At 62.8% G+C, this 24,477-nt stretch carries 24 protein-coding genes; 11 read left to right on the forward strand and 13 right to left on the reverse strand.

All coding sequences use genetic code 11. From position 1 onward, the window contains the following. Positions 1-672 carry a TetR/AcrR family transcriptional regulator gene (locus NKI63_RS13470; RefSeq protein WP_254820301.1) on the reverse strand — a complete coding sequence of 224 codons (672 nt, stop codon included), beginning with the start codon at positions 670-672 and terminating at the stop codon, positions 1-3. An 85-nt stretch (positions 673-757) separates the two neighbouring features. Here NKI63_RS13470 and NKI63_RS13475 point away from each other — a divergent pair, with 85 nt between their 5' ends. Beyond that, a complete protein-coding gene (locus tag NKI63_RS13475; RefSeq protein WP_254820302.1) occupies positions 758-1,225 on the forward strand; it encodes a carboxymuconolactone decarboxylase family protein in 468 nt (155 codons plus the stop codon). Between the two features lie 28 nt (positions 1,226-1,253). Here NKI63_RS13475 and NKI63_RS13480 read toward each other — a convergent pair whose 3' ends face one another. From NKI63_RS13480 to NKI63_RS13500, 5 genes are all read right to left on the reverse strand, one after another. After that, entirely contained in the window at positions 1,254-2,153 is a 900-nt protein-coding gene (locus NKI63_RS13480) for an aminoglycoside phosphotransferase family protein (RefSeq protein WP_352507921.1), read from the reverse strand. A 119-nt stretch (positions 2,154-2,272) separates the two neighbouring features. Further along, a complete protein-coding gene (locus NKI63_RS13485; RefSeq protein WP_352705339.1) occupies positions 2,273-2,722 on the reverse strand; it encodes a DNA polymerase III subunit chi in 450 nt (149 codons plus the stop codon). A 38-nt stretch (positions 2,723-2,760) separates the two neighbouring features. Continuing rightward, entirely contained in the window at positions 2,761-4,257 is a 1,497-nt protein-coding gene (locus tag NKI63_RS13490; protein ID WP_352507923.1) for a leucyl aminopeptidase, read from the reverse strand. 81 nt (positions 4,258-4,338) lie between these two features. After that, positions 4,339-4,722 (reverse strand): VOC family protein, encoded by a 384-nt coding sequence (locus NKI63_RS13495; protein WP_352821790.1) that lies wholly within the window; start codon positions 4,720-4,722, stop codon positions 4,339-4,341. 73 nt (positions 4,723-4,795) lie between these two features. Continuing rightward, positions 4,796-5,962 carry a flavin-containing monooxygenase gene (locus NKI63_RS13500; RefSeq protein WP_352752900.1) on the reverse strand — a complete coding sequence of 389 codons (1,167 nt, stop codon included), beginning with the start codon at positions 5,960-5,962 and terminating at the stop codon, positions 4,796-4,798. 354 nt (positions 5,963-6,316) lie between these two features. Here NKI63_RS13500 and lptF point away from each other — a divergent pair, with 354 nt between their 5' ends. From lptF to NKI63_RS13535, 7 genes are all read left to right on the forward strand, one after another. Continuing rightward, positions 6,317-7,519 (forward strand): LPS export ABC transporter permease LptF, encoded by a 1,203-nt coding sequence (gene lptF, locus NKI63_RS13505; protein ID WP_352507927.1) that lies wholly within the window; start codon positions 6,317-6,319, stop codon positions 7,517-7,519. Next, complete coding sequence (gene lptG, locus NKI63_RS13510; protein WP_352479326.1) at positions 7,516-8,601, forward strand: LPS export ABC transporter permease LptG; 1,086 nt, start codon at positions 7,516-7,518, stop codon at positions 8,599-8,601. Before lptF ends, lptG begins: the two co-directional genes overlap by 4 nt. Next, positions 8,601-11,018, forward strand: coding sequence for an LPS-assembly protein LptD (locus tag NKI63_RS13515; protein WP_352507928.1), 2,418 nt, complete (start codon positions 8,601-8,603; stop codon positions 11,016-11,018). The genes lptG and NKI63_RS13515 overlap by 1 nt, the downstream gene beginning before the upstream one ends. 112 nt (positions 11,019-11,130) lie before the next feature. After that, positions 11,131-12,057 (forward strand): peptidylprolyl isomerase, encoded by a 927-nt coding sequence (locus tag NKI63_RS13520; protein ID WP_352479239.1) that lies wholly within the window; start codon positions 11,131-11,133, stop codon positions 12,055-12,057. A gap of 13 nt (positions 12,058-12,070) precedes the next feature. Then, positions 12,071-13,090 (forward strand): 4-hydroxythreonine-4-phosphate dehydrogenase PdxA, encoded by a 1,020-nt coding sequence (gene pdxA / locus NKI63_RS13525; protein ID WP_352507930.1) that lies wholly within the window; start codon positions 12,071-12,073, stop codon positions 13,088-13,090. Positions 13,091-13,159: 69 nt separating this feature from the next. Continuing rightward, on the forward strand, positions 13,160-13,999 hold the full coding sequence (gene rsmA, locus NKI63_RS13530; protein ID WP_352507931.1) for a 16S rRNA (adenine(1518)-N(6)/adenine(1519)-N(6))-dimethyltransferase RsmA: 840 nt from the start codon (positions 13,160-13,162) through the stop codon (positions 13,997-13,999). Positions 14,000-14,074: 75 nt separating this feature from the next. Further along, the gene (locus NKI63_RS13535) at positions 14,075-14,368 is read left to right on the forward strand and encodes a DUF1330 domain-containing protein (protein WP_352507932.1); all 294 of its coding nucleotides are present in this window, start codon (positions 14,075-14,077) and stop codon (positions 14,366-14,368) included. Here the strand turns inward: NKI63_RS13535 and gmk are convergent, their stop codons facing one another. The 7 genes from gmk to fabD form a co-directional block, all read right to left on the reverse strand. Then, positions 14,369-15,025: a guanylate kinase gene (gmk, locus tag NKI63_RS13540; protein ID WP_254820312.1), complete on the reverse strand. Its 657-nt coding sequence runs from the start codon at positions 15,023-15,025 to the stop codon at positions 14,369-14,371. A gap of 33 nt (positions 15,026-15,058) precedes the next feature. Beyond that, positions 15,059-15,949 (reverse strand): YicC/YloC family endoribonuclease, encoded by an 891-nt coding sequence (locus tag NKI63_RS13545; protein ID WP_352507933.1) that lies wholly within the window; start codon positions 15,947-15,949, stop codon positions 15,059-15,061. A gap of 137 nt (positions 15,950-16,086) precedes the next feature. Further along, a complete protein-coding gene (gene mltG, locus NKI63_RS13550) occupies positions 16,087-17,307 on the reverse strand; it encodes an endolytic transglycosylase MltG (RefSeq protein ID WP_352752896.1) in 1,221 nt (406 codons plus the stop codon). Positions 17,308-17,400: 93 nt separating this feature from the next. Then, complete coding sequence (fabF, locus tag NKI63_RS13555) at positions 17,401-18,663, reverse strand: beta-ketoacyl-ACP synthase II (protein WP_352467164.1); 1,263 nt, start codon at positions 18,661-18,663, stop codon at positions 17,401-17,403. A gap of 34 nt (positions 18,664-18,697) precedes the next feature. After that, entirely contained in the window at positions 18,698-18,934 is a 237-nt protein-coding gene (locus NKI63_RS13560; RefSeq protein WP_006203723.1) for an acyl carrier protein, read from the reverse strand. A gap of 187 nt (positions 18,935-19,121) precedes the next feature. Continuing rightward, positions 19,122-19,859 (reverse strand): 3-oxoacyl-[acyl-carrier-protein] reductase, encoded by a 738-nt coding sequence (gene fabG / locus NKI63_RS13565; RefSeq protein WP_352453223.1) that lies wholly within the window; start codon positions 19,857-19,859, stop codon positions 19,122-19,124. A gap of 60 nt (positions 19,860-19,919) precedes the next feature. Continuing rightward, the gene (fabD, locus tag NKI63_RS13570) at positions 19,920-20,885 is read right to left on the reverse strand and encodes an ACP S-malonyltransferase (protein ID WP_352507935.1); all 966 of its coding nucleotides are present in this window, start codon (positions 20,883-20,885) and stop codon (positions 19,920-19,922) included. A gap of 247 nt (positions 20,886-21,132) precedes the next feature. On the opposite strand from fabD, the gene NKI63_RS13575 reads away from it, so the two are divergent. The 3 genes from NKI63_RS13575 to rpsR all read left to right on the forward strand — a co-directional run bounded on the left by NKI63_RS13575 (position 21,133) and on the right by rpsR (position 24,355). Next, positions 21,133-23,058 (forward strand): LTA synthase family protein, encoded by a 1,926-nt coding sequence (locus NKI63_RS13575; RefSeq protein ID WP_352507936.1) that lies wholly within the window; start codon positions 21,133-21,135, stop codon positions 23,056-23,058. A 557-nt stretch (positions 23,059-23,615) separates the two neighbouring features. Further along, the gene (gene rpsF, locus NKI63_RS13580) at positions 23,616-24,107 is read left to right on the forward strand and encodes a 30S ribosomal protein S6 (protein ID WP_254820244.1); all 492 of its coding nucleotides are present in this window, start codon (positions 23,616-23,618) and stop codon (positions 24,105-24,107) included. Further along, on the forward strand, positions 24,107-24,355 hold the full coding sequence (gene rpsR / locus NKI63_RS13585) for a 30S ribosomal protein S18 (RefSeq protein WP_006203718.1): 249 nt from the start codon (positions 24,107-24,109) through the stop codon (positions 24,353-24,355). The genes rpsF and rpsR overlap by 1 nt, the downstream gene beginning before the upstream one ends. Positions 24,356-24,477: the final 122 nt, after the last annotated feature.

Below are 24,477 nucleotides of genomic sequence, written 5' to 3' on the forward strand. Positions count from 1 at the left end.
TCAAGACCCGGTATTCGGCGCGCTGGTGCCGTCGCGGGCGCGTTCCATTTCGTCCAGGAGCATATCAAGGCCGAGATCAAACGTCCGGTCAAATTCGGCGGTGCCGAAATAACGCCCGGCCGCAGCTACTTTTGGAAAATCCTGCGCCAGTTGCTCATCGCTGACCGTGGTCACGGCCGAAGGCCCCTTCGCATAGCCGGCAGTCTCGTCGAGGATGGCACCCATCAGATAATAGCCGGTGGTACGGAACAGCCGCGCACCAAGTTCCGGTCCGAAGCCGCCGGCCTCGAACAGGCCGAGGATGCCGTTCAGCCACGCAAGGCAGGTCGGCGAGTTCATCCGGTAGGTAACGAAGAAGCTGGCGAAAGCCGGGTGCTCACGCGCGACGCGGCGGAAATCCTGCACGGCGATGCGCAACCTTTGTCGCCAAGGTAGGTCCGTGTCGGGCATTTCGAGGGAGCCGATCAGCCGGTCCACCAAGGCTTCGAAGAGATGCGCCACCGAAGGAAAGTGGTGATAGATGCTCATCGCCTCGCAGCCGAGTGCAGTCGCCAGCTTGCGCATCGAAAAACCGGCGAGGCCCTCGCTCTCGATCACCTTCAAAGCGGCAGCCTCGATCATCTCGCGAGACAGTCTGCCGCGCGGTCGCTTTTTTTTGATCGATGTGTCCATGGTGCCGCTTGACAACTTACACTGTAAGGTTCATTTTCGACATTACCTTACACCGTAAGGTCTACAAACGCCAGAGGAGAACGTCATGTCTGTGTATCGTACTCTTTCATCAACGCATTCTTCCATCCGCCGTGCCTGCCTGCTCGCCGCCGCCTGTGTGCTGACGCTGGCTGCAACTCCTTCTTATGCCGATGAGTATGACGCAACCGTCAAGGACATCCAGTCGACCATGGGCGGGGTGCCCGGTTTCGTAAAGCAGTTCCCGAAAGCCGGTCTGCCCGGTGCATGGGCCGAGGTCAAGGCTATCCAGCTCAGCGACAAGACGGCGCTGCCGCCGAAGGTCAAGTCACTGATCTCGCTGGCGGTGGCGGCGCAAATCCCGTGCAACTACTGCATCTGGTCGGACACGCAGGACGCCAAGCGGGCCGGCGCTACCGACGAGGAGATCCAGGAGGCGGTCGCCGTTTCAGCGCTGACCCGCCACTGGAGCACCATCTTCAACGGCATGCAGGTCGATTTCGATACATTCAAGAAGGAGATGGGCGGGCAGTAATGCCTTTCGTTGTTAGAGCGGGATGCATTCAGACTGAATTAGCCATCCCGCTCCGACTGTTTGTGTGATCCGCCAGCACCTCATTGATGACCCGCCACGATTTTTCCGCCTCGCGCTGGTTGCCGTCATGTCCCGAAGCGACGATCAGCGCCTTCCACAACGCCCAGCCCCGAGCGCGCGCCCAGCTGTGCTCGTCAAGCGCAATGGCGTCGCGGAACGCTTGGCGGCTCTCGCCGTAAAATTCCGTCCACGCGATCACCAGATCACAGGCAGGATCGCCGATAGCCGAACTACCGAAATCGACCACCGCGCACAGCTTGCCATCTTCGACGAGCAGATTGCCCGAGGCGACGTCGCCATGGACCCAGACCGGCGGCCCTTTCCATCCCGAGGCAAGGGCCGTCGCCCACACGGCCTCGGCTGCGGCCTTGTCGATGCGGCCACCGAGCGCCGAGAGCGCGGCTCGGGTCTCGGCGTCGTAGACCGAAAGCCGGCCGCCGCGGTGGAAATTATGCTGCCCTGCCGGTGGCCCATCGGCAGCGTCGATCCGGTAGAGCGCCACCAAAAAGCCGGCCAGCGAACGGGCGAGCTCAGTAAGATCGGCAATCAGTCCACCAGCCGCCGGTCTGCCGCCAAGCCAGCGATAGACGGACCAAGGCCATGGATAGCCTTCCCCGGGCGCGCCTTTGGCCAGCGGCACGGGTATGGGCAGAGGCAGGTGAGGCGCCAGGCGGGGCAGCCAGCGATGCTCCTTCTCGACCTGGGCGACGTAGGCGGCGGCGCTCGGCAGCCGCACCGACATGTGATCGCCCAGTCGGAACGTGCGGTTGTCCCAGCCGCCAGGCTCGACCGGCTCTACCGGCAGGTCCGCCCATTTGGGGAACTGCGCGGCAATCAGCCGGCGAACAAGTGCGGCATCTATCGGCATGCCTGGTGTTCGTTCATCGGGCGGCATCGGGCTTGCTCAGGTCTTTTGAATAGCCGGCAGTCCATCTTTTTGGCGTCGCATTCTTGCGGCGCCAGTGATTCCACTAGGCGGCAAATTCCCTAAGCCTTGCGTTCCCAGCGCCGGTCGGGCGTTTGCTGCCAGTAGGTCACGGTGTGGCCCGCCTCCTTCATTGTCTTCCAGTGCGTGCGTGCCGCCTCTAGCTGGGCTGCATCGTGACCGTCGAACAGGAACACGGCGCGCTGGTAGCCGCCAAGCTCCGGCGGCACCGCCCCATCGACCAGGAAGCGTATCTGCGCCTGGTTCGGATTGTCAGGGCTGACGGTCAGAAGCACCGGCTGCTCGGCGGGACGGGCTTCGCGGTCCGTTGCGTGGGCCAGGAATGAATCGTCCCGGAAAGTCCACAGATGCTGGTCCAGCGCGTCGCGCCGTTCCTCGGTGCCGGTCTGCACCACGGCGCGCCAGCCGCGATCGATACTGCGCTCCAGGAGGCCGGGCAGCGCATCCTCCAGCGTCGATTCGGTCAGGTGATAAAACAGAATCTCGGCCATGCGTTCAGTCTACATTTTCGGAACCCCGCCCCAGCCGCTCATTGCTCGTAATGATCGCGCAGCAGCCGGTCGAGCAGCCTGACGCCGAAGCCGGAAGCCCATGACTGGTTGATCTCGTTGGAGGGCGCGCCCATAGCGGTGCCGGCAATGTCGAGATGCGCCCAGGGCGTGTCCTTGACGAAACGCTGCAGGAACTGCGCGGCGATGATGGCGCCGCCGTGGCGGCCGCCGATGTTCTTCATGTCGGCATTCTTGGAATCGATCAGCTTGTCGTATTCGGCACCGAGCGGCATGCGCCACACCCGCTCCTGCGTCGCCTGTCCGGCCGCCGTCAGCCGGTCCGCCAACTCGTCATTGTTGGAAAACAGGCCGGCATAATGCTGGCCGAGCGCCACCATGATGGCGCCGGTCAGCGTCGCCAGATTGATCATGAATTTCGGCTGGAAGCGGTCGTTGCAGTACCACAGCGCATCGGCCAGCACCAGGCGGCCCTCGGCGTCGGTATTGAGCACTTCGATGGTCTGGCCCGACATCGAGGTGACGATGTCGCCCGGTCGCTGAGCGTGGCCATCGACGGCGTTTTCGACCAGCCCGACAATGCCGACGACATTGACCTTCGCCTTGCGCGCGGCTAGCGCGTGCATCAGCCCGGTGACGGCAGCAGCGCCGCCCATATCCCCCTTCATGTCCTCCATGCCCGAGGCCGGCTTGATCGAATTGCCGCCGGTGTCGAAGGTGACGCCCTTGCCGACGAAGGCGACCGGGCTTTCCTTGGCCTTGCCGCCGTCCCACCGCATGACCGCGATGCGGGCGCCACGCGGCGAGCCCTGCGCTACGCCCAGCAGCGAACCCATGCCGAGCTTCTTCATCTCCTTCTCGGCCAGGATCTCGACCGTGACGCCGAGCGCCTCCAGTTCGGCGATGCGGGTGGCGAATTCCACCGGCCCCAGAACATTGGCCGGTTCATTGACCAAATCGCGCGCCAGCAAGACACCGTCGATCACCGCCGCTTCATCGGCGAAGGCCTTCTTTGCAGCTGCCGGATCGGCGGTGTGAATAGTCACCTTGACCGGCTTTTTTGGCTCGCGCTTGTCGTCACCATTGTTCTTTTTGGTCTTGTACTTGTCGAAGGAATAGCTGCGCAGCAGGATGCCTGCTGCGAGCTGAACGGCTTGCCTGCCGCTGATGGCGGCACCGGGAAGATCGAGCACGACGGCCACTTCGGTTGCCTTGCGAAAGGACGCGGCAATCGTGCCACCGAGCTTCAGCCAACCATAATCATCGAGATTGGAGCCCTTGCCGGCACCGACCGCTACCAGTCGATCGAGCGATGTCCCTTCCGGTGCCAGCACTTCGACCAAGCTGGCGAATTTGCCGGTGAAGTCAGCGACCGGAAAAGCCCGCTCAAGGGTCTTTGCCGGATCACAAGCCCTGGCGGCATCGCTGAGGTCGCCCTCGTCGGCCGCCAGAACGAAAACGCTGCCCTTTTTGGGCGCGGCGAATTTGGCGAAGGCGATCGAGGGTCTCGAATTCATGATGTCCTGCTTTCGGGAAGTGCGTTGGATTATCGCGAGAAGCGTTCGATTGGTCGGACCGAAAGGTGCCGTGTTGTTGCGTCAGTGAGCGGCGGGTTGAAACAGCTCGATGACATTGCCCGATGGGTCTTCGAGCAGGGTCTGGGAACCGCCGACGCCCGTTATGATATCGTTGCGAAAGACAAGTCCAGCACTCTTGAGGCGCGCAACCTCTTCTTTCAGGTCCGGCACCACCAGCAGGATGCGGTTCCAGCCTCCCGGCACCGGCTGCCGGCCATCCGGCACAGCCCGTGCACCCGAACTGCCGGGTCCGCTCAGAAGGAGCCGTAACGCGCCGCGCGTGACGGAAGCAAAAGCCGGTCGCGCGTCCTGTTCGACGGTAAAGCCCAGTTGTCCACAGTAGAAATCGATCGAGGTGGCGACATCATCGACCATGTAGCGAATGCTGACTGGCGTCATGATCATTGACCTTTCGGTTCGAGCACGCTCCAACAAGGCGTGTCTATTGCGGGCGGAACAATCGGCATAGTCCTGCTCACTATCGCTGCTTGACAATCCGCGCCGCTATCGCCCTGGCCTGAATGCGGGCATTGGCGAAACAACCGCGAATGCTCGGCCGCATGCCGGTAAACCACAGGCCGGGCAATTTCGGATCGGCATCGCCGCCGTTGAAAAGCGGAACGCCCTTGCCGTCGAGAACGCCGAGCTTGCCGACCATCTGCTCCAGACCGGTGCGATAACCAGTCGCTGCAATGACGATATCGGGCGTGATAAACCTGCCGTCATTCAACACGACGCCGTCTTGGCTAAATTCCCGCAATGGTGGCACCACCACGATCGTGCCTGCCGTGATGGCGCGAACCGCGCCGTCGTCGGCTGCGATCGCGGTGTAGTCGGCGCTCAGACGGCTCGCACCGCCTGTGGGAGCCGGCGGAAGCCCAAATTTCGTCAGGTCGCCGAAAACCAGGCGCTGGGTTGTCGCCATCACCGCATCGGCCAGCCGCACCGGCAAGCTCGCCATTAACGGTGAAAGCCTGTGGACGGCGACCTTGCCGATGCGTTTCGGCAGCAGAGAGGGGCCGTTGCGGGCCGACAGCCAGATGCTTTGGGCATCTGCATTCGCAAGATGATTGAGTGCGTCGAACCCCGAATTGCCGGCACCGACCACCAGCACCCTTTTGCCGGCGTAGTCCTTCGCATCGCCAAAATCGGCCGAATGGATAATCCGGCCTGCAAAATCCTTCATGCCTTTCCACGCGGGAATAAACGGCTGCCGGTCGCGCCCGGTGGCGACGACGATATGGCGCGCCAGACGACGTCCGGCGTTCGTCCGCACGGTCCAGTGATCGCCGTCGAACGTGACCTCTTCAACGGCAACGCCGAATGCGACCGGCAGACCATGCGTCTGGCTGAAATCGTTCAGATGGCGAATGACGGCCGATTTATGCGGAAAAGCCGGGGTGCCTGCGGGATAGCCGACACCGGGGAGCGTCGAGAGATCGCGATGGGTATTGAGGTGTAGCCGCTGGTGGCGCCGATGCCAGGGTTCGGCAAGCCGGCTCTCCCTTTCCAGGACGAGCGTCGGTACGCCGGCCTTCATCAAGGCGTGGGCGGCGGCAAGGCCGGCCGCGCCGGCGCCGACCACGATCGCGCCGTCAAAGACGGTTTCTCGACCGGTTTGACTGCGCAATTTTTCCGCTTCCATGCTGGGGCTCAACAGATCCTGACCCGTCTTATCACGCCGCGGCGGTCGCGACCGGCGCGACATTTGGTCGTTTTGCCGCATTTGACAAGACTTTGGCCGAAATCGCTCCCATATGCGATATCGAACCACCCACGATTCGTCGCGGCACGGCCCCGCTTCCAGCCGCAACCTGTTGTTAACCAACAATGTTCGCCCTTTCTTATCCATTGCCGCCGACACTCCGGCCCAGCGGAATGTACGATACGGGACAGAACCCGGATCGAACCGCCAAACTGAGCCAGTTGTGCAGCCGGCGCCGGACGACTACCTTGTTCCAAGGCATGATGCCGTTCGAAATCGCCGAGAAAAGCCTTCATGAAGGTCGTTGAACGTTACATCATGCGCCGTGCCTTCGCGGTATTCGCGCTGGCGCTCGTCTGGACGCTGGCGATCGTCTGGACGACTCAGGTCCTCGCCCGCATCGACCTCGTCACCGATAGCGGTCAATCGGCCCTCACCTTCTTCGAAGTCGCAGCGCTGATCATCCCGACGATCGTTCCGATCGTCGTACCGTTCGCCCTGGTGGTCGCGGTTGCCCAGATCCTCAGCGTGATGAATTCGGATTCGGAGCTCGCCGTCATCAATGCCGCCGGCGCTTCACGCTGGACAATCGTCAGGCCGATCATGCTTCTGGCACTAGCAGCCAGCGTTTTTTCGTTCGCGGTCGACAATGGCGTCGACCCCTACGCGCGCCAGAAGAACCGCGAGCTGATAGCATCTTCGCGTGCGGATCTGTTGTCGTTGATCATCCAGGAAGGCACCTTCCGCAAGATCGATGACGGCCTGTTCCTGCAGGTTGGCGAACGGCTTCCCGACAATCGCCTCGGCGGCATCTTCGTCGCCGATTCGCGCGAAGAAGGCGTCAATCTCGTCTATTATGCCGAGTCCGGCAGCATCATCGAACGCGGCGACGAGAAGGTGCTGATGATGAATGACGGGGTGATCCATCGCAAAACCATGACCGGCGACCTCTCGGTGATCCGGTTCACCTCCTATGCCTTCGATTTGTCCGCTTTCATGTCGGCATCATCCGACATCCTGCTTTTGCCGAAGGACCGGACGACCCAGTATCTGCTCAATCCCAGTCCGAACGACAAGATGTACCAGCAAAAGCCGAACAGGTACCTAGCCGAGCTCGACCAGCGTTTTTCCGAGTGGTCCTATTCGCTCGTCTTCGCGCTGATCGCGCTCGCCGTCGCCGGAGATGCACGCTCGCATCGTGAGGCGCGTGTGCACCCGCTGATCACGGCAATCGCGATCGCGCTGTTCGTGCGCTGGCTCGGGTTCTTTGCCGCCGGCAAGGCCGACAAGGTGCCGCAATATGCCTATATGGTCTACGGCGTCCCGATCGTGGCATCGGCGATCGCCATCTGGTTCATTGTTTCCAACCGGACCATGGAACTGCCTGTTGCCTGGGCCGACTGGGTGACCAATCTTGCCGGCCGCTTCAGTGAGGGCTGGAGCGCCATCAAGCTCCGTTTTGCTGGGCGCGGCGCTTCCGGACAGGGAGCCGGCTGATGGGCTGGACTCTGGGTCGATACTTCTTCTTTCGCTATGTGACGATCACCATTTGGTTCTTCATCGGTCTTTTGGCGCTGGTGTTCCTGATCGATTTCACCGAGCTTTCCGGCCGCACGACCGGCGTGCCAGGCTTCACTTACGGAACTGCCTTCGCCATTTCCGGGCTCAGGATGCCGATGATCATGCTGCAGACGGTGCCGTTCGTCGGCCTGTTCTCGGCGATGGCGACCCTGGTGTCGCTCAACCGCAAATATGAATTGGTAATCGCCCGTTCCGCCGGGGTTTCAGCATGGCAGTTCCTGCTGCCATGCTGCATCGGGGCGCTGCTGTTTGGTGCCTTGTCGGTCGGCGTCATCAATCCGATAGCCGCGCACGCCTATTCCTGGTCCGAGCAGATCGAGACCCAACTCCGTTCGGGCAAGTCGAATACGGTCTCGGCCGATGCCGCACCCTGGATCAGGCAGAAAACCAGTTCCGGCGATACCATCATCGGAGCGCGCGCCATTCTCAATCAAGGCTTGGAGATGGCCGACGCGGTCTTCTTCAGCTTCAGTCCGCAAGGCGATATCATCGAGCGCAAGGATGCGGCGCGCGCCTTTTTGCGGGACGGCTACTGGGAATTGCAGGACGTCAAGGTGTTCCGGGACGGCACCATCCAGTCGTTACCCAGCGATCGGCTGCCGACCAATCTCAAGCCGGAATTCGTGCAAGAGCGGTTGGCGCGCCCTGAGACTATCCCCTTCTACGATTTGCCCGGCAAAGTCGAGGTGGCCCGCTCCTTCGGCCTCAAGGCAAATGCCTTCGCCATGCAGTTCGATTCCCTCGTGGCGCTGCCCTTCCTGCTCGTCGCGATGACGCTGATTGCGGCAACGGTATCAATGCGATTTGCGAGGATGGGGCAGTCGGCGACGATGATTCTGGGTGGCATCGTGGCCGGCTTTCTGCTTTATGTCGTTTCGGTGCTGGTCAAGGCATTCGGCGTAGCGGGATTCGTACCCACAGCCGTAGCGGCTTGGGTCCCGGTTGTCGTGGCTATGTTCTTCGGGGTGACATTCCTGCTATACAAGGAAGACGGCTAGTGAGGGAGGCGGTTTTGCGCAGCCATAGGCACGCCGGTTTGGCACGCCTCTCTGCGGCGAGCGCCTTGGCATGCCTGCTTGCCAGCGTCGCCCCGGCTGCTCCGGCTTTTGCCCAGGACGTCAGTGACCTGGCGACGAAGGTTCCGAGTGGCACGCAAATGCTGCTGGCAGCCGATACGCTGGTCTACGACAACGACAAGCAGACCGTGACGGCCGTCGGCGGCGTCCAGATCGACTACGGCGGCAACCGTCTCGTCGCCCAGCGGGTCGAATACAACCGCAACACCAAACGCCTCGTCGCCAGCGGCAATGTCGAACTCGTCAATAGCGACGGCACCAAAATCTATTCGCAGCATGCCGACATCACTGACGATTTCGCCGACGGCTTCGTCAACGCGTTGCGGGTCGAGACCATAGACAAGGCGTACTTCGCCGCCGAAAGCGCGGAGCGCATGGGCGGCGTGCTGACGACGTTCCACAATGGCGTCTATACCGCGTGCGAGCCGTGCGAGGACAAGCCCGACAAAGCGCCGACCTGGCGTATCAAGGCCAGGAAGATCATCTGGAACGGCGAAAAGAAGACGGTTCGCTTCGAAAACTCGAACTTCGAGTTCTTCGGCTTTCCGCTGGCCTATCTGCCGGCTTTCGAGATCGCCGACCCAACGGTCAAGCGCAAGAGCGGCTTCCTGATTCCCGGCGTCGCCTACAAGAGCGACCTCGGCGTGGGTATTAAAGTCCCCTATTATTTCGCGCTCTCGCCGACCTACGATCTCACTGTCACCGGCAGCGGCTATACCAAGCAAGGTTTCCTCGGTGAGGCCGAGTGGAGGCAGCGCTTCAACAATGGTCAGTACAGCCTGAAGATTGCAGGCATCCGGCAGGAGAATCCCGACGCCTTCATCGACGACAATGGCCACAACGTCAATTCGGGTACCGAAGGCGACCCGAACAGGTTCCGCGGGATGATGGGCACCCAGGGCCAGTTCGCTATCAACCCGCGCTGGGACTTCGGTTGGGATATCCTGCTGCAGAGCGACAAGAATTTCGCGCGCACTTACGACATCGATGGCTTCAACGACAGCGTGCACCGCTCCGAGGTGTATCTGACGGGACTCAACGATCGCAATTACTTCGATGTGCGCGCCATGCACTTCGACGTTCAGGAAGACACTCTCGCCAGCGATCCGACCGCACGCGCCGCCAAGCAGCCCTGGGTGCTGCCCTCGCTCGACTACGCCTATATCCCCGACATGCCGGTGGCCGGCGGGCAGCTCTCGTTCGACGTCAACGCGCGGGTCATAGACCGCGACAGGCTCGATACGGCTCTTGCAGATTCGGGCGTCCCTTCGTCCGTCAACAACGTTCGTGGCATCGACGGTCAATCTGGCCGTCTTACCGCGGAAGCCGAATGGAAGCGCACCATCACCACCGATGGTGGGCTGCTGCTGACGCCGCTCCTGGCGCTGCGCGGCGACGCCGGCTATGTCAACGCCTCCTCCGCCTCGCTCGACGCCATCAACCAGATGGCGACCAATCTCGGCGTTGAGGACGATATGCGTTCATCGCTTGCCCGCTATATGGCGACCGCCGGGCTTGAGATGCGCTGGCCGGTGCTGTTCTCGATGACCAGTTCCAGCCATGTCTTCGAGCCGATGGCGCAAGTATTCATGCGTCCGAACGAGCAATATGTCGGCGGGCTGGCGGTTCCCAACGAGGACGCCCAGAGCTTCGTCTTCGACGCCACGACGCTGTTTGAGCGCGACAAATTCTCGGGCTATGACCGCATGGAAGGCGGCACACGCGCCAATGTCGGGCTCCGCTATTCCGGCGCATACGACAATGGCTGGGGCACCAACGCGGTGTTCGGCCAATCCTACCAGCTCGGCGGCCAGAACTCGTTCGGCACGCCGGATCTGGTCAATGTCGGTGCCTATTCGGGTCTTGAAACTGCAACCTCCGACTATGTCGGCCTTGTCGGCTTCAACAGCCCCAGCGGGTTTTCCGGCTCGGTCAGCGGCCGTTTCGACGAGCAAAGCTTCGAGATCCGCCGCGCTGAGGTAAAGGCCGCCTTTTCAGGCCTGCCAGTATCGCTGAGCGCCAAATACGCCTTCATCCAGGCGCAGCCGCTCTATGGCTTCTCCACGGATCGCCATGAGGTCACGCTCGGCGCCTCGACGCATCTTGCCGAGAACTGGCGCGTCTTTGGCACCGGCACATATGATCTTGAGCAGAGCGTGCTGGTCAAGGACGGCGTCGGCTTTGCCTATAGTGATTCGTGCTTTACCTATTTGATGACGTTTTCGGAAAGACGTGACCTTAACACCAGGGAAGTGTCGCAGAACGTCGGCTTCAACCTGTCGTTCCGCACGCTCGGCGATTTCGGCTCGTCGCAACGCTCAATCGACACCATCCAATAACGGAAGTCGGCAACGGGGTGCTGGCGGACGACATTGTTTCGCCGCATAGAGCAGGCACGGATTTCGGCGACCTGAACTGGGATGGGTTGGGTCGAATCGGGATGGAACTGGGATGCTTTCGATGAGGAAATACCTCTTTTCGGCAGGGTTCGCGCTGCTGGTGGCGTTCTCGACCACCGCAGTGACGCCGCCGGCTTTCGCCACCGAGATCAAATACGTCGTCAACAACGTACCGATCACCACAGGCGACATCCAGCATCGGGCCGCTTTCCTGCGCCTGCAGCGCAGAAAGGGCGATGCCGGCCAGGAAATGATAGATCAGACGCTGCGCTCGGCCGAGGCCCGGCGCCTAGGCATCCGCATCAGCGATGCGCAGGTCGATGCCGCCTATCAGCGTTTCGCCACGAACAACAAGATGCAGCTCAAGCAGCTTGACGGTGTGATGGCGCAATCAGGCGTCACCAAGGAGCACTTCAAGGAATTCATCCGAGCGCAGATGGCCTGGAACCAGGCGCTGTCCGCGCGCTACCGCTCCGCCGACGGGGGCGGCGCCATAAGCGAGCAGGACGTCGTCAAGCGCATGCTCGAAAAAGGCGGCAGCAAGCCGAGCGCCACCGAATACATGCTGCAGCAGGTCATCTTCGTCGTGCCGGCAGCCGAGCGCAGCGCGACGCTGGCCAAGCGCAAGCGCGAAGCCGACGCCATGCGCGCCCGCTTCAACGGCTGCAACACCACGCGCGAATTTGCCAAGGGCCTGATCGATGTCACCGTTCGCGACCTCGGCCGGGTGCTGGCGCCGCAACTGCCGCCGGACTGGGCCGAGCAGATCAAGGCCACCAAGGTCGGCGGCGCCACCGCGACGCGCGAGACCGACCGCGGCGTCGAATTCGTCGGCATCTGCTCGTCGCGCGAAGTGTCGGACGACAAAGTCGCGCAGATGGTGTTCCAGAGCGAGGGCTCGAGCGACAAGAACGCCGACGAGCTCTCAAAGAAATACGTCGAGGAGTTGCGGAAGAAAGCCCGCATCATCGAGCGCTGAAGTCGCGATCGCCATGCCTGACGCAGAGCTTCCGCTGGCGTTGAGCGTCGGCGATCCGTCCGGCGTGGGGCCGGACATCGCCATCGCCGCTTGGCAGGCCCGCGACAGCGCCGGCGTTCCGTCTTTTTATCTCCTTGCCGATCCGGCGCTGATTGCCGCGCGGGCGCACGGGCTCGGCACCGATATCGCGATTGCCGAGACGACGCCGGCGCTAGCGCCTAGTATGTTTTCGCGCGCGCTGCCGGTGGTGGCGCTTTCCGCCCGTTTCGTCGACAGTCCCGGCCGCCCGGATCCAGCCAACGCCGCCGGAATCATCGAGGCGATCGACCGCGCCGTTGCCGACTGCCTGGCCGGCCGCGCTGCCGCGGTCGTCACCTGCCCCATTGCCAAGAAGCCGCTCTACGATGCCGGCTTTCGCTTTCCCGGCCACACCGAATATCTGGCGCATCTGGCATCGCTTCACACCCGCACCGAAGTGACGCCGGTTATGCTGCTTGCCGGTCCGGACCTGCGCACCGTGCCGGTCACCATTCACATCGCACTGGCCGAGGTGCCGAAGGCGCTGACGACCGACCTGATCGTCGCCACCGGCCGCATCACCGCCGCCGACCTTGCAAACCGCTTCGGAATTGCCAAGCCGCGGCTCGCCATCGCCGGCCTCAACCCTCATGCCGGCGAAGGCGGCGCGATGGGCACCGAAGACGAGCGGATCGTGCGCCCGGCGATCGACAGGCTGAGGCAGGAAGGAATCGACGCCTTCGGGCCATTGCCGGCCGACACCCTGTTTCACGCTCGCGCCCGCACCGGCTATGACGTGGTGCTCTGCATGTATCATGACCAGGCGCTGATCCCCGCCAAGGCGCTGGCGTTTGACGAGGCAGTCAATGTCACGCTCGGCCTGCCCTTCATCCGCACCTCGCCCGACCACGGCACCGCCTTCGACATCGCCGGCAAGGGCATTGCCCGTGCCGACAGCCTGATTGCGGCGCTGAAACTCGCTCGCCTGCTTGCCGATACCGGGAAAAGGCCGTAGGCCACTGAGCCAAATGAGCCCAATTCGATGGCCTTAACCCGACGAGCCCAGCCCGATGAGCCCAGCCCGATGAGCATAGACGGCCTGCCGCCACTGCGCGAGGTGATCGAGCGCTATGGGCTGCAGGCGAAAAAGGCACTCGGCCAGAATTTTCTGTTCGACCTTAACCTGACAAGCAAGATTGCGCGGACCGCCGGCGACCTGAGCGACGTTACGGTTATCGAGGTCGGTCCCGGTCCGGGCGGGCTGACTCGGGCCCTGCTCCTCAACGGCGCCCGGCGGGTCGTCGCGATCGAGCGCGATGAGCGCTGCCTGGCGGCCCTGGACGAGATCGCGAAGCACTATCCGGGTCGGCTCGAGATCGTGGCCGGCGATGCGCTGAAAACTGATTTTGCAGCGCTTGCCAAAGGAGCGCCGGGAAGCGGGGGGTCGGTGAAAATCGTTGCCAACCTGCCTTACAATATCGGCACCGAATTGCTGATCCGCTGGCTGACCGTGACCGAGTGGCCGCCTTTCTACGCATCAATGACGCTGATGTTCCAGCGCGAGGTCGCCGAACGCATTGCAGCCAGCCCCGGCAGCGAGGCCTATGGCCGGCTCGGCGTGCTTGCAGGCTGGCGGACGGAGGCGAGGATTGTCTTCGACGTGCCGCCCCAGGCGTTCACACCGGCACCCAAGGTGACGTCCTCGGTGGTGCATCTAGTGCCGCGCGCCAGCCCCTTGCCGGCAGAGGTCAAACGGCTTAGCCGCGTCACCGAAGCGGCATTCGGCCAGCGCCGGAAAATGCTGCGGCAGAGCGTGAAAAGCCTCGGCGGCGAGGCACTGCTCACCCGCGCCGGCATCGATCCGACCAGGCGTGCGGAGACGCTCAGCGTCGAGGAATTCATTCGCCTGACCAACGCGGTGTGATGCCGGGAAGCGTCCGCGTGGAATTTCCGCTCTCATGGCATAGATAGCCGGACAAACCCTGCCCGGAGACAAACAGTGGCCGCCTATGTCATTTCCGACGTCACGATCCGTGACACAGAGGCTATCGAAGCCTATCGCGCCCGCGCGGCTGCCTCCATCGCCCAGCATGGCGGGCGCTATCTGGTACGCGGCGGCGAGGTGGAAAGGTTGGAAGGCGACTGGTCTCCCGGGCCGCTGATCATCGTGGAATTCCCCGACATGGACACGGCGCGGCGTTGGTACCGCTCCGCCGAATATGCCGCGGCATTGGAACTGCGCGACGCCGCGCTCAGCCGCAATCTGATCCTGGTCGCGGGGACAACGCCTTGATCAATCCGTCTTCTCATCGAGCAGCCCTGAGACAAAATCGAACAGGCCCGGCCGGCGATCGCGTCTGAGCCGTTCGGCCGTGACGATGCCGCGCACCTCGGCGAAAGCACGGTCGAGATCGTCGTTGACTATGACGAAATCATATTCCTTCCAGTGCTCGATCTCGTTGCGGGCGTTCTTGAGCCGCGTCTCGATCACCGCTTCCTGGTCCTCGGCGCGACGCTTCAGCCGTGCCTTCAATTCCTTCATCGACGGCGGCAGGATGAAGATCGAGACGATGTCGGCGCGCATCTTCTCCTTGAGCTGCTGAGCGCCTTGCCAGTCGATGTCGAACAGCATGTCGCGGCCTTCGGCCAGCGCCTGTTCGGCCGGCTCGCGCGGCGTCGCGTAGCAATTGCCGTGCACCTCCGCCCATTCGAGCAGCGCATCGGAATCGCGTAGCCGCTCGAACTCGCGCATGGTGCGGAAGTGGTAATGGACGCCCTCGATCTCGCTGCCGCGGCGTGGCCGCGTGGTGACCGAGACCGACAATTCGAGGCTGGAATCGCTCTCCAGCAGATTGCGCGCGATCGTCGACTTGCCGGCGCCTGACGGCGACGACAAGACCAGCATCAGCCCGCGGCGCCGAATGCGGGAACCCAAATCCCTAGCGGTCATGGGGCTTGGCAGTCATGTGGCTTGGCATCGGGATCATTCCAGATTCTGGACCTGTTCGCGAAACTGGTCGACGACCGCCTTCAGTTCCAGCCCGATGGCGGTGACCGCGGCAGCATTCGACTTGGAACACAGCGTATTCGATTCGCGGTTGAATTCCTGTGCCAGGAAATCGAGCTTGCGGCCGATGGCGCCACCGCCGGCGAGCAGCGCCCGCCCCGACGTCACGTGCGTCTTCAGCCTGTCGATTTCCTCGCGTATGTCGGCCTTGGTGGCCAGAAACGCCGCTTCCATATGCAGCCGGCTGGCGTCCAGATTGGCGGACGCGTCCATCAGCAGGCGGATCTGCTCGGCGAGCCTTTCGCGGATCGTGGCCGGCTCGCGTGATGGATCGGCCTCGGCCCGCAGCGTCAGCGCCTCGATGGCATCGATATGGCCGGACAGCAGGGAACGAAGTGCGGCACCTTCGCCCTGGCGCGCCTGCTGCAGCCCGTTCAGTGCTGCTTCCAGCGCCGACAGTATTGCGGTATCGAGCGCACTGCGCGCCTCTTCGGTTTCGATGGTTTCGGGAATGTCGAGGACGCCGCGCAGCGCAAGCAGGCCGTCGGCCGCCGCAGGGGCTACTCCGAACTGCTCCTGCAGCCGCTTGGCCAAGCCCGCCAGATCCCTCAGGAAAGCCTCGTTGACCACGGGTTGCGCTTGCGCGCCGGCGGCGCGGCCAATGGTCAGCGTCATCTGGAAATTGCCGCGCGCAAAACGCTTTTGCACCGTCTGCCGGACGGCCGGCTCCAGCCGGTCGAAACCTTGCGGCAGCCGCAGCCTGACCTCGACGCTTTTGCCGTTGACGGACTTGGCTTCCCAGGCAATCGCAGTGCCGTCGTGTTCGGCGACACTGCGCGCAAAACCGGTCATGCTCTGCAAGTTCATGTAGCCGTGCGTCCCTTTGCCGAATGCCCTCAAGCCGGAGCAATTTTCTCCGGGCAGGATCATGTGAATTTCAATGCCATAGCAGCCCTTGCACATCCACCCGGACATGCACAGGGCCAACCTGATGGCGTCCGGCCCTACTGGGCGGCGGTGGCGCCCGCATCGTCAACGATGGCTCCCGCCGGCGTGTCGGCTCCGGTATTGGTTGCCCCGGCCTTGGCGGCGTCCTGCGCCTGCTTTTTCAGCAGCGCCCGGTAGCGAGCGACATTCTCGTTATGCTCATCGAGCGTCGAGGCAAAGACGTGGCCGCCGCTGCCGTCGGCGACGAAGTAGAGATCGCTGGTCTTCGACGGATTGGCGACGGCCTCCAGCGCCGCACGGCCGGGATTGGCGATCGGCGTCGGCGGCAAACCGTTGATCAGATAGGTGTTGTAGGGCGTCGGCTTCTGGATGTCCGACTGATAGATCGGGCGGTCGATGGGTTTGCCCTTGCCGCCGAAGAGGCCGTAGATGATGGTCGGGTCCGACTGCAGCCGCATACCCTTGGCCAGCCGATTGAGGAAGACGGCGGCTACGCGCGAGCGTTCATCGCCCTTGCCGGTCTCCTTCTCGACGATCGAGGCCAGGGTGACAAAATCCTCAACATTGGCGATCGGCAGATCTGGCGCTCGGCGCTGCCAGACCTCGTCGACCAGCTTCTTCTGGTCGGCCAGAAGCTTGTCAACCATCTGCTGACGTGTTGCGCCGCGGGTGAAGCGCAGCGTGTCGGTGGCGAGGCTGCCCTCAGGTGGAGTGGTCGACGGCATATCGCCGGTCAGCGCGTCCTGCTCGGCGATCCGTTGCAGCGCCTGCTCCACCGTCAGCCCCTCGGGGATAGTCAGCGAATACATCACCGACTTGCCGCTCTTCAGCAGTTCCATGATGTCGTGCATCGACGCCTGCGGCTTGATCTCGTATTCGCCGGCCTTCAGCGCGGAATCATTGCCGAAGGCGCGCACGCCAAGGCGGAAAATGCGGGCGTCGCTGATCAGTCCTCGCCGCTCAAGCTGGTCGGCGATCTCCTGGACGCCGCTATTCGGCTTGACCAGGAAGGTGTCCCCATTGGCCGACGGGCCGGGCTCGTTGAACTCCTGCTTGCCGAAATACAGCGCAACGCCCGCCGCCAGAACCATCAGCATCACCGAAGAGATGACAAAGTTCATGAACACGACGAACTGGCTGCGCGAGGCACGCGAGCGCTTCGGCGGCGGCGTGCCGGCCTCGGGCCGCAACGCCTCGCTGGCCGTTTTCGGCACGATCGGGCCGGACGTTGCTCGCCGTTGCCCGAATTCCCCGTTATCGGCCGGATTTGTGTTCATAGCGCCCTACCATCTGATCTTGCGACGAATCCCCTCGGGCAGAGTAGGGGCGAATATGGCAAAATTGACGGCAGACGGAAACCGGCAGAGCGGTCAGCCATTGTAGCGCTGGAAGACGAGCGAGGCGTTGGTGCCACCGAAGCCGAAGGAGTTGGACAGCGCCACGTCGATCTGCCGGGCTCGCGGCTTGTGCGGCACCAGGTCGATCGCCGTTTCGCGCTCCGGATTGTCGAGATTGATGGTCGGCGGCGCGATGTTGTCGCGAATGGCGAGGATCGAAAAGATCGCCTCGGCAGCACCAGCCGCGCCCAGCAGGTGGCCAATCGACGATTTGGTCGACGACATCGATATCTTAGAGGCGGCGTTGCCGACCAGCCGCTCGACGGCGCCGAGTTCGATCGTGTCGGCCATGGTCGATGTGCCGTGCGCGTTGATGTAGTCGACATCTGCGGGCGTCAGCTTCGCCCGGTTTAGCGCCGCTGTCATGCAACGGAAAGCGCCGTCGCCATCCTCGGCAGGCGCGGTGATGTGATAGGCGTCACCGGTCAGACCGTAGCCGGTGACCTCGGCATAGATCTTGGCGCCGCGGGCCTTGGCGTGTTCGAGTTCCTCGAGCACGACAACACCGGCGCCCTCACCCATGACGAAGCCGTCGCGATCGCGATCATAGGGACGCGAGGCCGTTTGCGGCGCGTCGTTGCGCTCGGTGGAGAGCGCGCGGCAAGCGGCGAACCCGGCGATCGACAGTCTCGTCACCGGCGCTTCGGCGCCGCCTGCGACCATAACGTCTGCATCGCCCCAGATGATCAGGCGGGCGGCGTCGCCGATGGCGTGCGCACCGGTCGAGCAAGCGGTGACGACGGCGTGGTTTGGGCCTTTCAGCCCATGCCGGATCGAGACCTGGCCGGAGACGAGGTTGATGATCTGGCCGGGGATGAAGAACGGGCTGATGCGGCGCGGGCCGCGTTCCTTGAGGATCATCGCATTCTCGGCAATGCCTTCGATGCCGCCGATGCCCGAACCGATCAGCACGCCGGTGGCGCACTGTTCCTCGTGCGTCTTCGGCTGCCAGCCGGAATCCTTGAGTGCCTCGTCGGCGGCCGCGATCCCGTACAGGATAAAATCGCCGATCTTGCGCAGTTCCTTCGGCTCGAGAACGGCTTCAGGATTGAAAGTGGCATTGGAGCCGTCACCGCGCGGAATGACGTGGGCGACCTTGCAGGCAAGGTCTTCCACCTCGAATTCGGTGATGCGCTTGGCTGCGCTGCGGCCGGTCAGAAGCTCCTTCCAGCTGTGCTCGAAGCCCATGCCGAACGGCGAAAGCAGCCCAAGGCCCGTGACGACGACACGCCTCATCGCAGGTCCTCCTCGGTGATGACTGCAAATAGCGTCAGGCCGAGGCCTTGTCGATGTATTTCACCGCATCGCCAACAGTCAGGATGGTCTCGGCGGCGTCGTCCGGGATCTCGACACCGAACTCTTCTTCGAACGCCATAACAAGTTCGACCGTGTCGAGGCTGTCCGCGCCCAGATCATCGATGAAGCTCGCCTGCTCCGTCACCTTGTCGGCATCGACGCCAAGGTGCTCGATGACGATCTTCTTGACGCGCTCTGCGGTGTCACTCATTTGGGCATCCTCGTCTTTTGGTTGTCTGTCTTCGTTAGCGGGCAGAATGCCGCTAATCAAGCTGAAAGATGGTCCTGCCGGAAACGCAGCGGAACAGGACCGGTTTTTGCCCGAACCGCCGGGTTGCGGGCGGCATTACACGAAAAATCCCATGCATCCAAGACGGAATGAAGCGTTTTCCCAAGTGTTAGATCATTGCCATGCCGCCATTGACATGAATGGTCTGGCCGGTGACGTAGGCTGCCTCGTTGGAAGCGAGGTAGGCGACGGCAGAGGCGACTTCGGCGCCCGTGCCCATGCGCCGGGTCGGGATCGCCGCCATGATCGCCTCTTTCTGCTTGTCGTTGAGCTTGGCGGTCATCGCCGATTCGATGAAGCCCGGGGCGACGCAGTTGACGGTGATATTGCGGGTGGCGATCTCCTGCGCCAGCGATTTGGAAAAGCCGATCATACCGGCTTTGGAGGCGCAGTAATTGGTCTGGCCGGGATTGCCGGTGACGCCAACCACTGAAGTGATGTTGATGATGCGGCCATGGCGGCGCCGCATCATCGGATGGGTAAGCTCGCGGGTCAGCCGGAACACGGCGGTCAGGTTGACCTCGAGCACGCTATCCCAGTCGGCGTCAGCCATGCGCACGAACAACCCGTCCTTGGTGATGCCGGCATTGTTGACGAGGATGTCGACGCCTTCGAGGTCGGCCTCCGCCTTCTGGCCGAGCGCCTTGACGTCGTCGCGGTTGGAAAGATTGGCCGGGAAAAGCTTGACCCGGTCGCCCAATTCGGCGGCCAGCGCCTCCAATTTCTCGATACGTGTGCCATGCAGGCCGACGATGGCGCCCTGGCCGTGCAGCACGCGGGCGATCGCCTCGCCGATACCTCCCGATGCGCCGGTGACGAGCGCCTTGCGGCCGGTCAATTCGAACATTCTTGCCTCCTGATCTGAGCGAACACCCTTTGCATGGAGCGGGGTCAAATCGCCAGTTGATTATGCAAGCGCCGCCAGCGCCGCCTCGACATCCGCCGCGGATCCGATGGCAGTGGTGGCAATATCGCGGTTGATGCGGCGGGCCAGCCCCGACAGCACCTTGCCGGCGCCCACTTCGTAAAGCGTCGCAACGCCGTTGCTGCCGAACCACTCCACCGTTTCGCGCCAGCGCACGCGCCCGATCACCTGTTCGACGAGGCGGCGGGCAATCTCGTCAGGATCGCTCGTCGGGGTCACAGTAACATTCGAGACCAGCGGCACGACCGGCGCACGCTTCGTCACGGCGGCCAACGCCTCCCGCATGATCTCGGCCGCAGGCTTCATCAATGCCGAATGGAAGGGCGCCGAGACCTGCAGCATCAGCGCCCGCTTGGCGCCCTTTTCCGTGCATAGCTTCGCCGCCAGTTCGACCGCCGGCCTGGCGCCGGAGATCACCAGCTGGCCGCCGCCATTGTCGTTGGCGATCTGGCACACCAAGGCTTGCGCGGGATCTTTGGCGGTGCCTTGGGCGGCCTCTGCGCAAGCGGCCTCGACGTCGGCCTGTTCCAGCCCGATGATCGCCGCCATCGCGCCCTCGCCGGCCGGTACAGCCGCCTGCATGGCATTGCCGCGGATACGCAACAGCCGGGCGGCGTCGGCGACCGAAACGAAACCAGCGGCCGCAAGTGCCGAATATTCACCGAGCGAATGGCCGGCGACATAGGTGACCTTGCCGTTCAGGGAGAAGCCGCGCGCCTCCAGCGCCCGGACTGCGGCAAGTGACACCGCCATCAGCGCCGGCTGAGCATTGGCGGTCAGCGTCAGCGTCTCTTCCGGGCCTTCCCAGATCAGCTGCGATAGTTTTTCACCGAGCGCGTCGTCGACTTCCTCGAAGATCTGCCGCGATTCCACAAAAGTATCGGCGAGGTCCTTGCCCATGCCGACAGCCTGGCTGCCCTGCCCCGGAAAGGTGAATGCGATGGCCATCGTCGGCTCCCAGCTGCTGGTTCTCGCTGCCTGTGACGCAAGGCGTGCGCCCAAGTCAAGTCCAACCTTGACCGCTCGGCGTCGGCCGAGTGCCTGTTTCGGCAGGCTTTTTGGCGATCACTCATGATGAAAACCGCTCACGATTTGTTTGCTGGCTCTTCTTATTTCCGCCGCAGGCGCTAGGCTTTGCGTGACAGTTCGATGACAATCGAGTGACGCCTTTGTTGCGGGCCGGGGAACTATTGAAGTGGCAAAGACCAAGCAGAGCGCAGCCGAGGCGGCGCCACAGTTTCTTGAAGGCGATCCGTCGACTGGCTATCTGCCGGCGCGCAGATGGCCTGTCATCCGCTATGGCCTTATCAGCTTGCTGGCTGCGGCTATCCTGGTGTTTGCCATCGAACTGATCGTGCGCGGCAACTTTGCCGGCACCATTGATTTCTTTCTGCAGCCTTTCAAACCCGGCTGGACCACGATCATCATTTTTGCGCTGATCCTCATCGGCCTCGACGCCGTGCTCGGCCGCAGCCATCAGAGCCTGATGATCGTCGCGCCGCTGACATTGTCGCTGGCGTTCGTCGGCCACCAGAAGTCGCTCTATCTCGGCGATCCGCTCTATCCGACCGATTTCCTCTATTCCCGGCAGATCGTGGCACTGATGCCACTCCTGGTCCGCGATCGCCCGGGAACCGCCATTGCCCTGGCGATCGGCATCGTCGGCGGGCTGTCGCTGCTCGTCTATGGCTGGCGGTTATGGCGCCGCCGCGTTCCGGCGCTCAGCCACAAGGGCCGCCTTGCCCGGCTGACGCTGACGGTGCCGCTGATCGCTTTCTTCGTCTCCATCATGGACTATGCCACTTTCTCGTGGACGCGCGACCGGCTGCAGATCATCCCGATTATGTGGGACCAGAAGGAAAACTATGCCTCGAACGGTTTTGCGCTCGCCTTCGCGCTGAACGTCCCGATGGCGCATGTCTCGGCGCCGCCCGGCTATTCCGACAAGGCGATCGAAGCGATCGGCAAACCGCAGGTGATCGCCTCGGTACCTGCCGAGAAGCCCGACATCATCGTCGTGATGAGCGAATCCTTCTGGGATCCGACCAAGCTGCCCGGCGTCACCATCACACCCGACCCTATCCCCAATGTGCGGGCACTGCGCACGGGCTACATGTTCTCGCCCGAGTTCGGCGGCATGACGGCCAACATCGAGTTCGAGGCCCTGACCGGCTTTTCCAACGCCTTCCTGCCGGCGGGCAGCATTCCCTACCAGCAATATGTGCGGACACCGACTCCCTCGCTGGCGACCTTCCTGAAAAGTCAGGGCTACCGAGCGCGCGCCATCCATCCCGGCACCAACTGGTTCTGGAACCGGGGGGCCGTCTATGCCGATTTCGGCTTCAACGACTTCAAGTCCGAGGAGACGTTGCCGCCCATGCAGAAGCGCGGACCGCTCGCGTCGGACGCAGCGATGACCGACGAGATCATCCGCGAAGCCGATACCAGCGCCGAGCCGGTCTTCTTTTTCGCCGTCAGCCTGCAGAACCACGGGCCGTATGAGCCGTATCGCTATACCAATCCGACCCACAAGGTGCAGGCGCCGATCAGCCAATGGGCACGTGAATCGCTGTTGAGCTACGCCGAAGGCTCTTCCGACGCGGACCGCGGCCTCGAGCGGCTGATCGAATGGGCGAAGAAACGCGAGCGGCCGACCGTCATCGCATTCTTCGGCGATCACCTGCCGCCGCTTGGGCCGGTCTACGTCGAGACCGGTTTCCTGAAGGACAATGTCGCGCCGCGCAAGGAGCCGGCCGACCAGATGCTGCAGCACCACCAGACGCCATTGATCGTCTGGTCGAACCGCAGCGGCCCCTCCGAGGATCTGGGCGCCGTCAGCCCGGCCTTCCTGCCCTACCATATCCTGAAAACGGCCGGCATCAGCCATCCCTATTACACCGGCTTCCTCGGCCAGTTGCGAGAGCGCTACCGCGTCATCGACCGTAATTTGCTGTTGGCACCGGGGGGCGAGGCCACCCCCGATTGGTCGCGTCAGAAAGAGATCGACCCGGCAATCCGCGACTTCCGTCTGCTGCAATACGACATGATGTTCGGCAAGCGCCATGCGGCGCCCGATTTCTTCCCCGAAACCACAGGCAAAGTGGCTGCACACACGAGCTGAGGCAGCTGAAGTTGCAGCGTGATGCGCGAACTCCGATCGTGTCGTCGAGAGACGGGAATTGTTGCAGCTGATTGCCGACTGCGTAGAGCTGTTCGATTTGTTGGCGTTACCTCGACCGTCTCCCGCGATTATACGAACAGGGCATCCGGTTTGTTTTGTCAGGCGAAATGCAGGAAAACATTCTTGGGTCCGGGCAGGGAATCCGTAAGACCTTGCGAATGAGGCCAGCAGCCCAATAAGACCGGACAACTCATGTGCTACCTAATCCGGACAACTCATCTGCTTACGACACGTCGGCCGTTTGCCCTTGCCTTGCGGCCAAATTCCTGTATAGACGCCCGCAATCTGCCGGTCCTTGCTGGGGGCTGAACGGAGGGCCGGAGGTTTTTCGAAACCTTCGCGTGAAGCCAGAAGCGCTTCCGCCTCCCGTGTCTCCGCTCTCGACCGTCTCGTCATGCTCCTTTCTTCCCCGCCTTCGCAAGGATTGCGGGTCAGAGAAGTTGCAGAGGCTTTTGCCGCCGGGAACCGGGAGAGAAACGAAGAAAGGCACGAACACTATGGCTCTATACGAACATGTGTTTCTTGCTCGGCAGGACCTCTCGCAGCAGCAGGTCGATGCGCTTGTCGAACAGTACAAGGGCGTCATCACCGCGAATGGCGGGTCCGTCGGCCGGGTCGAGAACTGGGGACTGAAGTCCCTCACCTACCGGGTCAACAAGAACCGGAAGGCATATTATACACTCATGGACATCACCTGCCCCCCGGCCGCGCTCAACGAAATGGAGCGCCAGATGGGTCTGTCCGAGGACGTACTGCGTTTCCTGACCATCAAGGTCGATGCGCATGAGGAAGGTCCGTCGGCAATGATGCAGAAGCGCGAAGAGCGCTCGGAACGCGGCGGCTTCGGCGACCGCGACCGTGGCCCGCGCTCATTCGGCGACCGCGATCGCGGTGACCGTGGTGATCGTCCGCCGCGCAGCTTCGGCGATGGCGGTGCCGATCGTGGCCCGCGCCGTCCGCGCGAAGGCTTTGAAGGAGCCGCAGAATAATGGTCGACATCAATCAGATCCCAACCCGGCGCCCCTTCCACCGCCGCCGCAAGACTTGCCCGTTCTCTGGCGCCAACGCGCCGAAGATCGACTACAAGGACGTGCGGCTTCTGCAGCGCTACATCTCCGAGCGCGGCAAGATCGTGCCATCGCGCATCACCGCCGTCAGCCAGAAGAAGCAGCGCGAACTCGCCAAGGCGATCAAGCGTGCCCGCTTCCTCGGCCTGCTGCCCTACGTGGTCCGCTAAATCTACGCGGGCGGTTCGCCGCCCGCTTTTTGTCACCGGCCACGACGGGCGTAGCCGGATCGAACACCAAATCCCGGGTTGGATTTCGACACGAGATCCTAACTGCCGCGACAGGCAGGACA

Origin of the sequence: Mesorhizobium sp. M0410, from assembly GCF_040321435.1 — a bacterium.
Classification (GTDB): domain Bacteria; phylum Pseudomonadota; class Alphaproteobacteria; order Rhizobiales; family Rhizobiaceae; genus Mesorhizobium.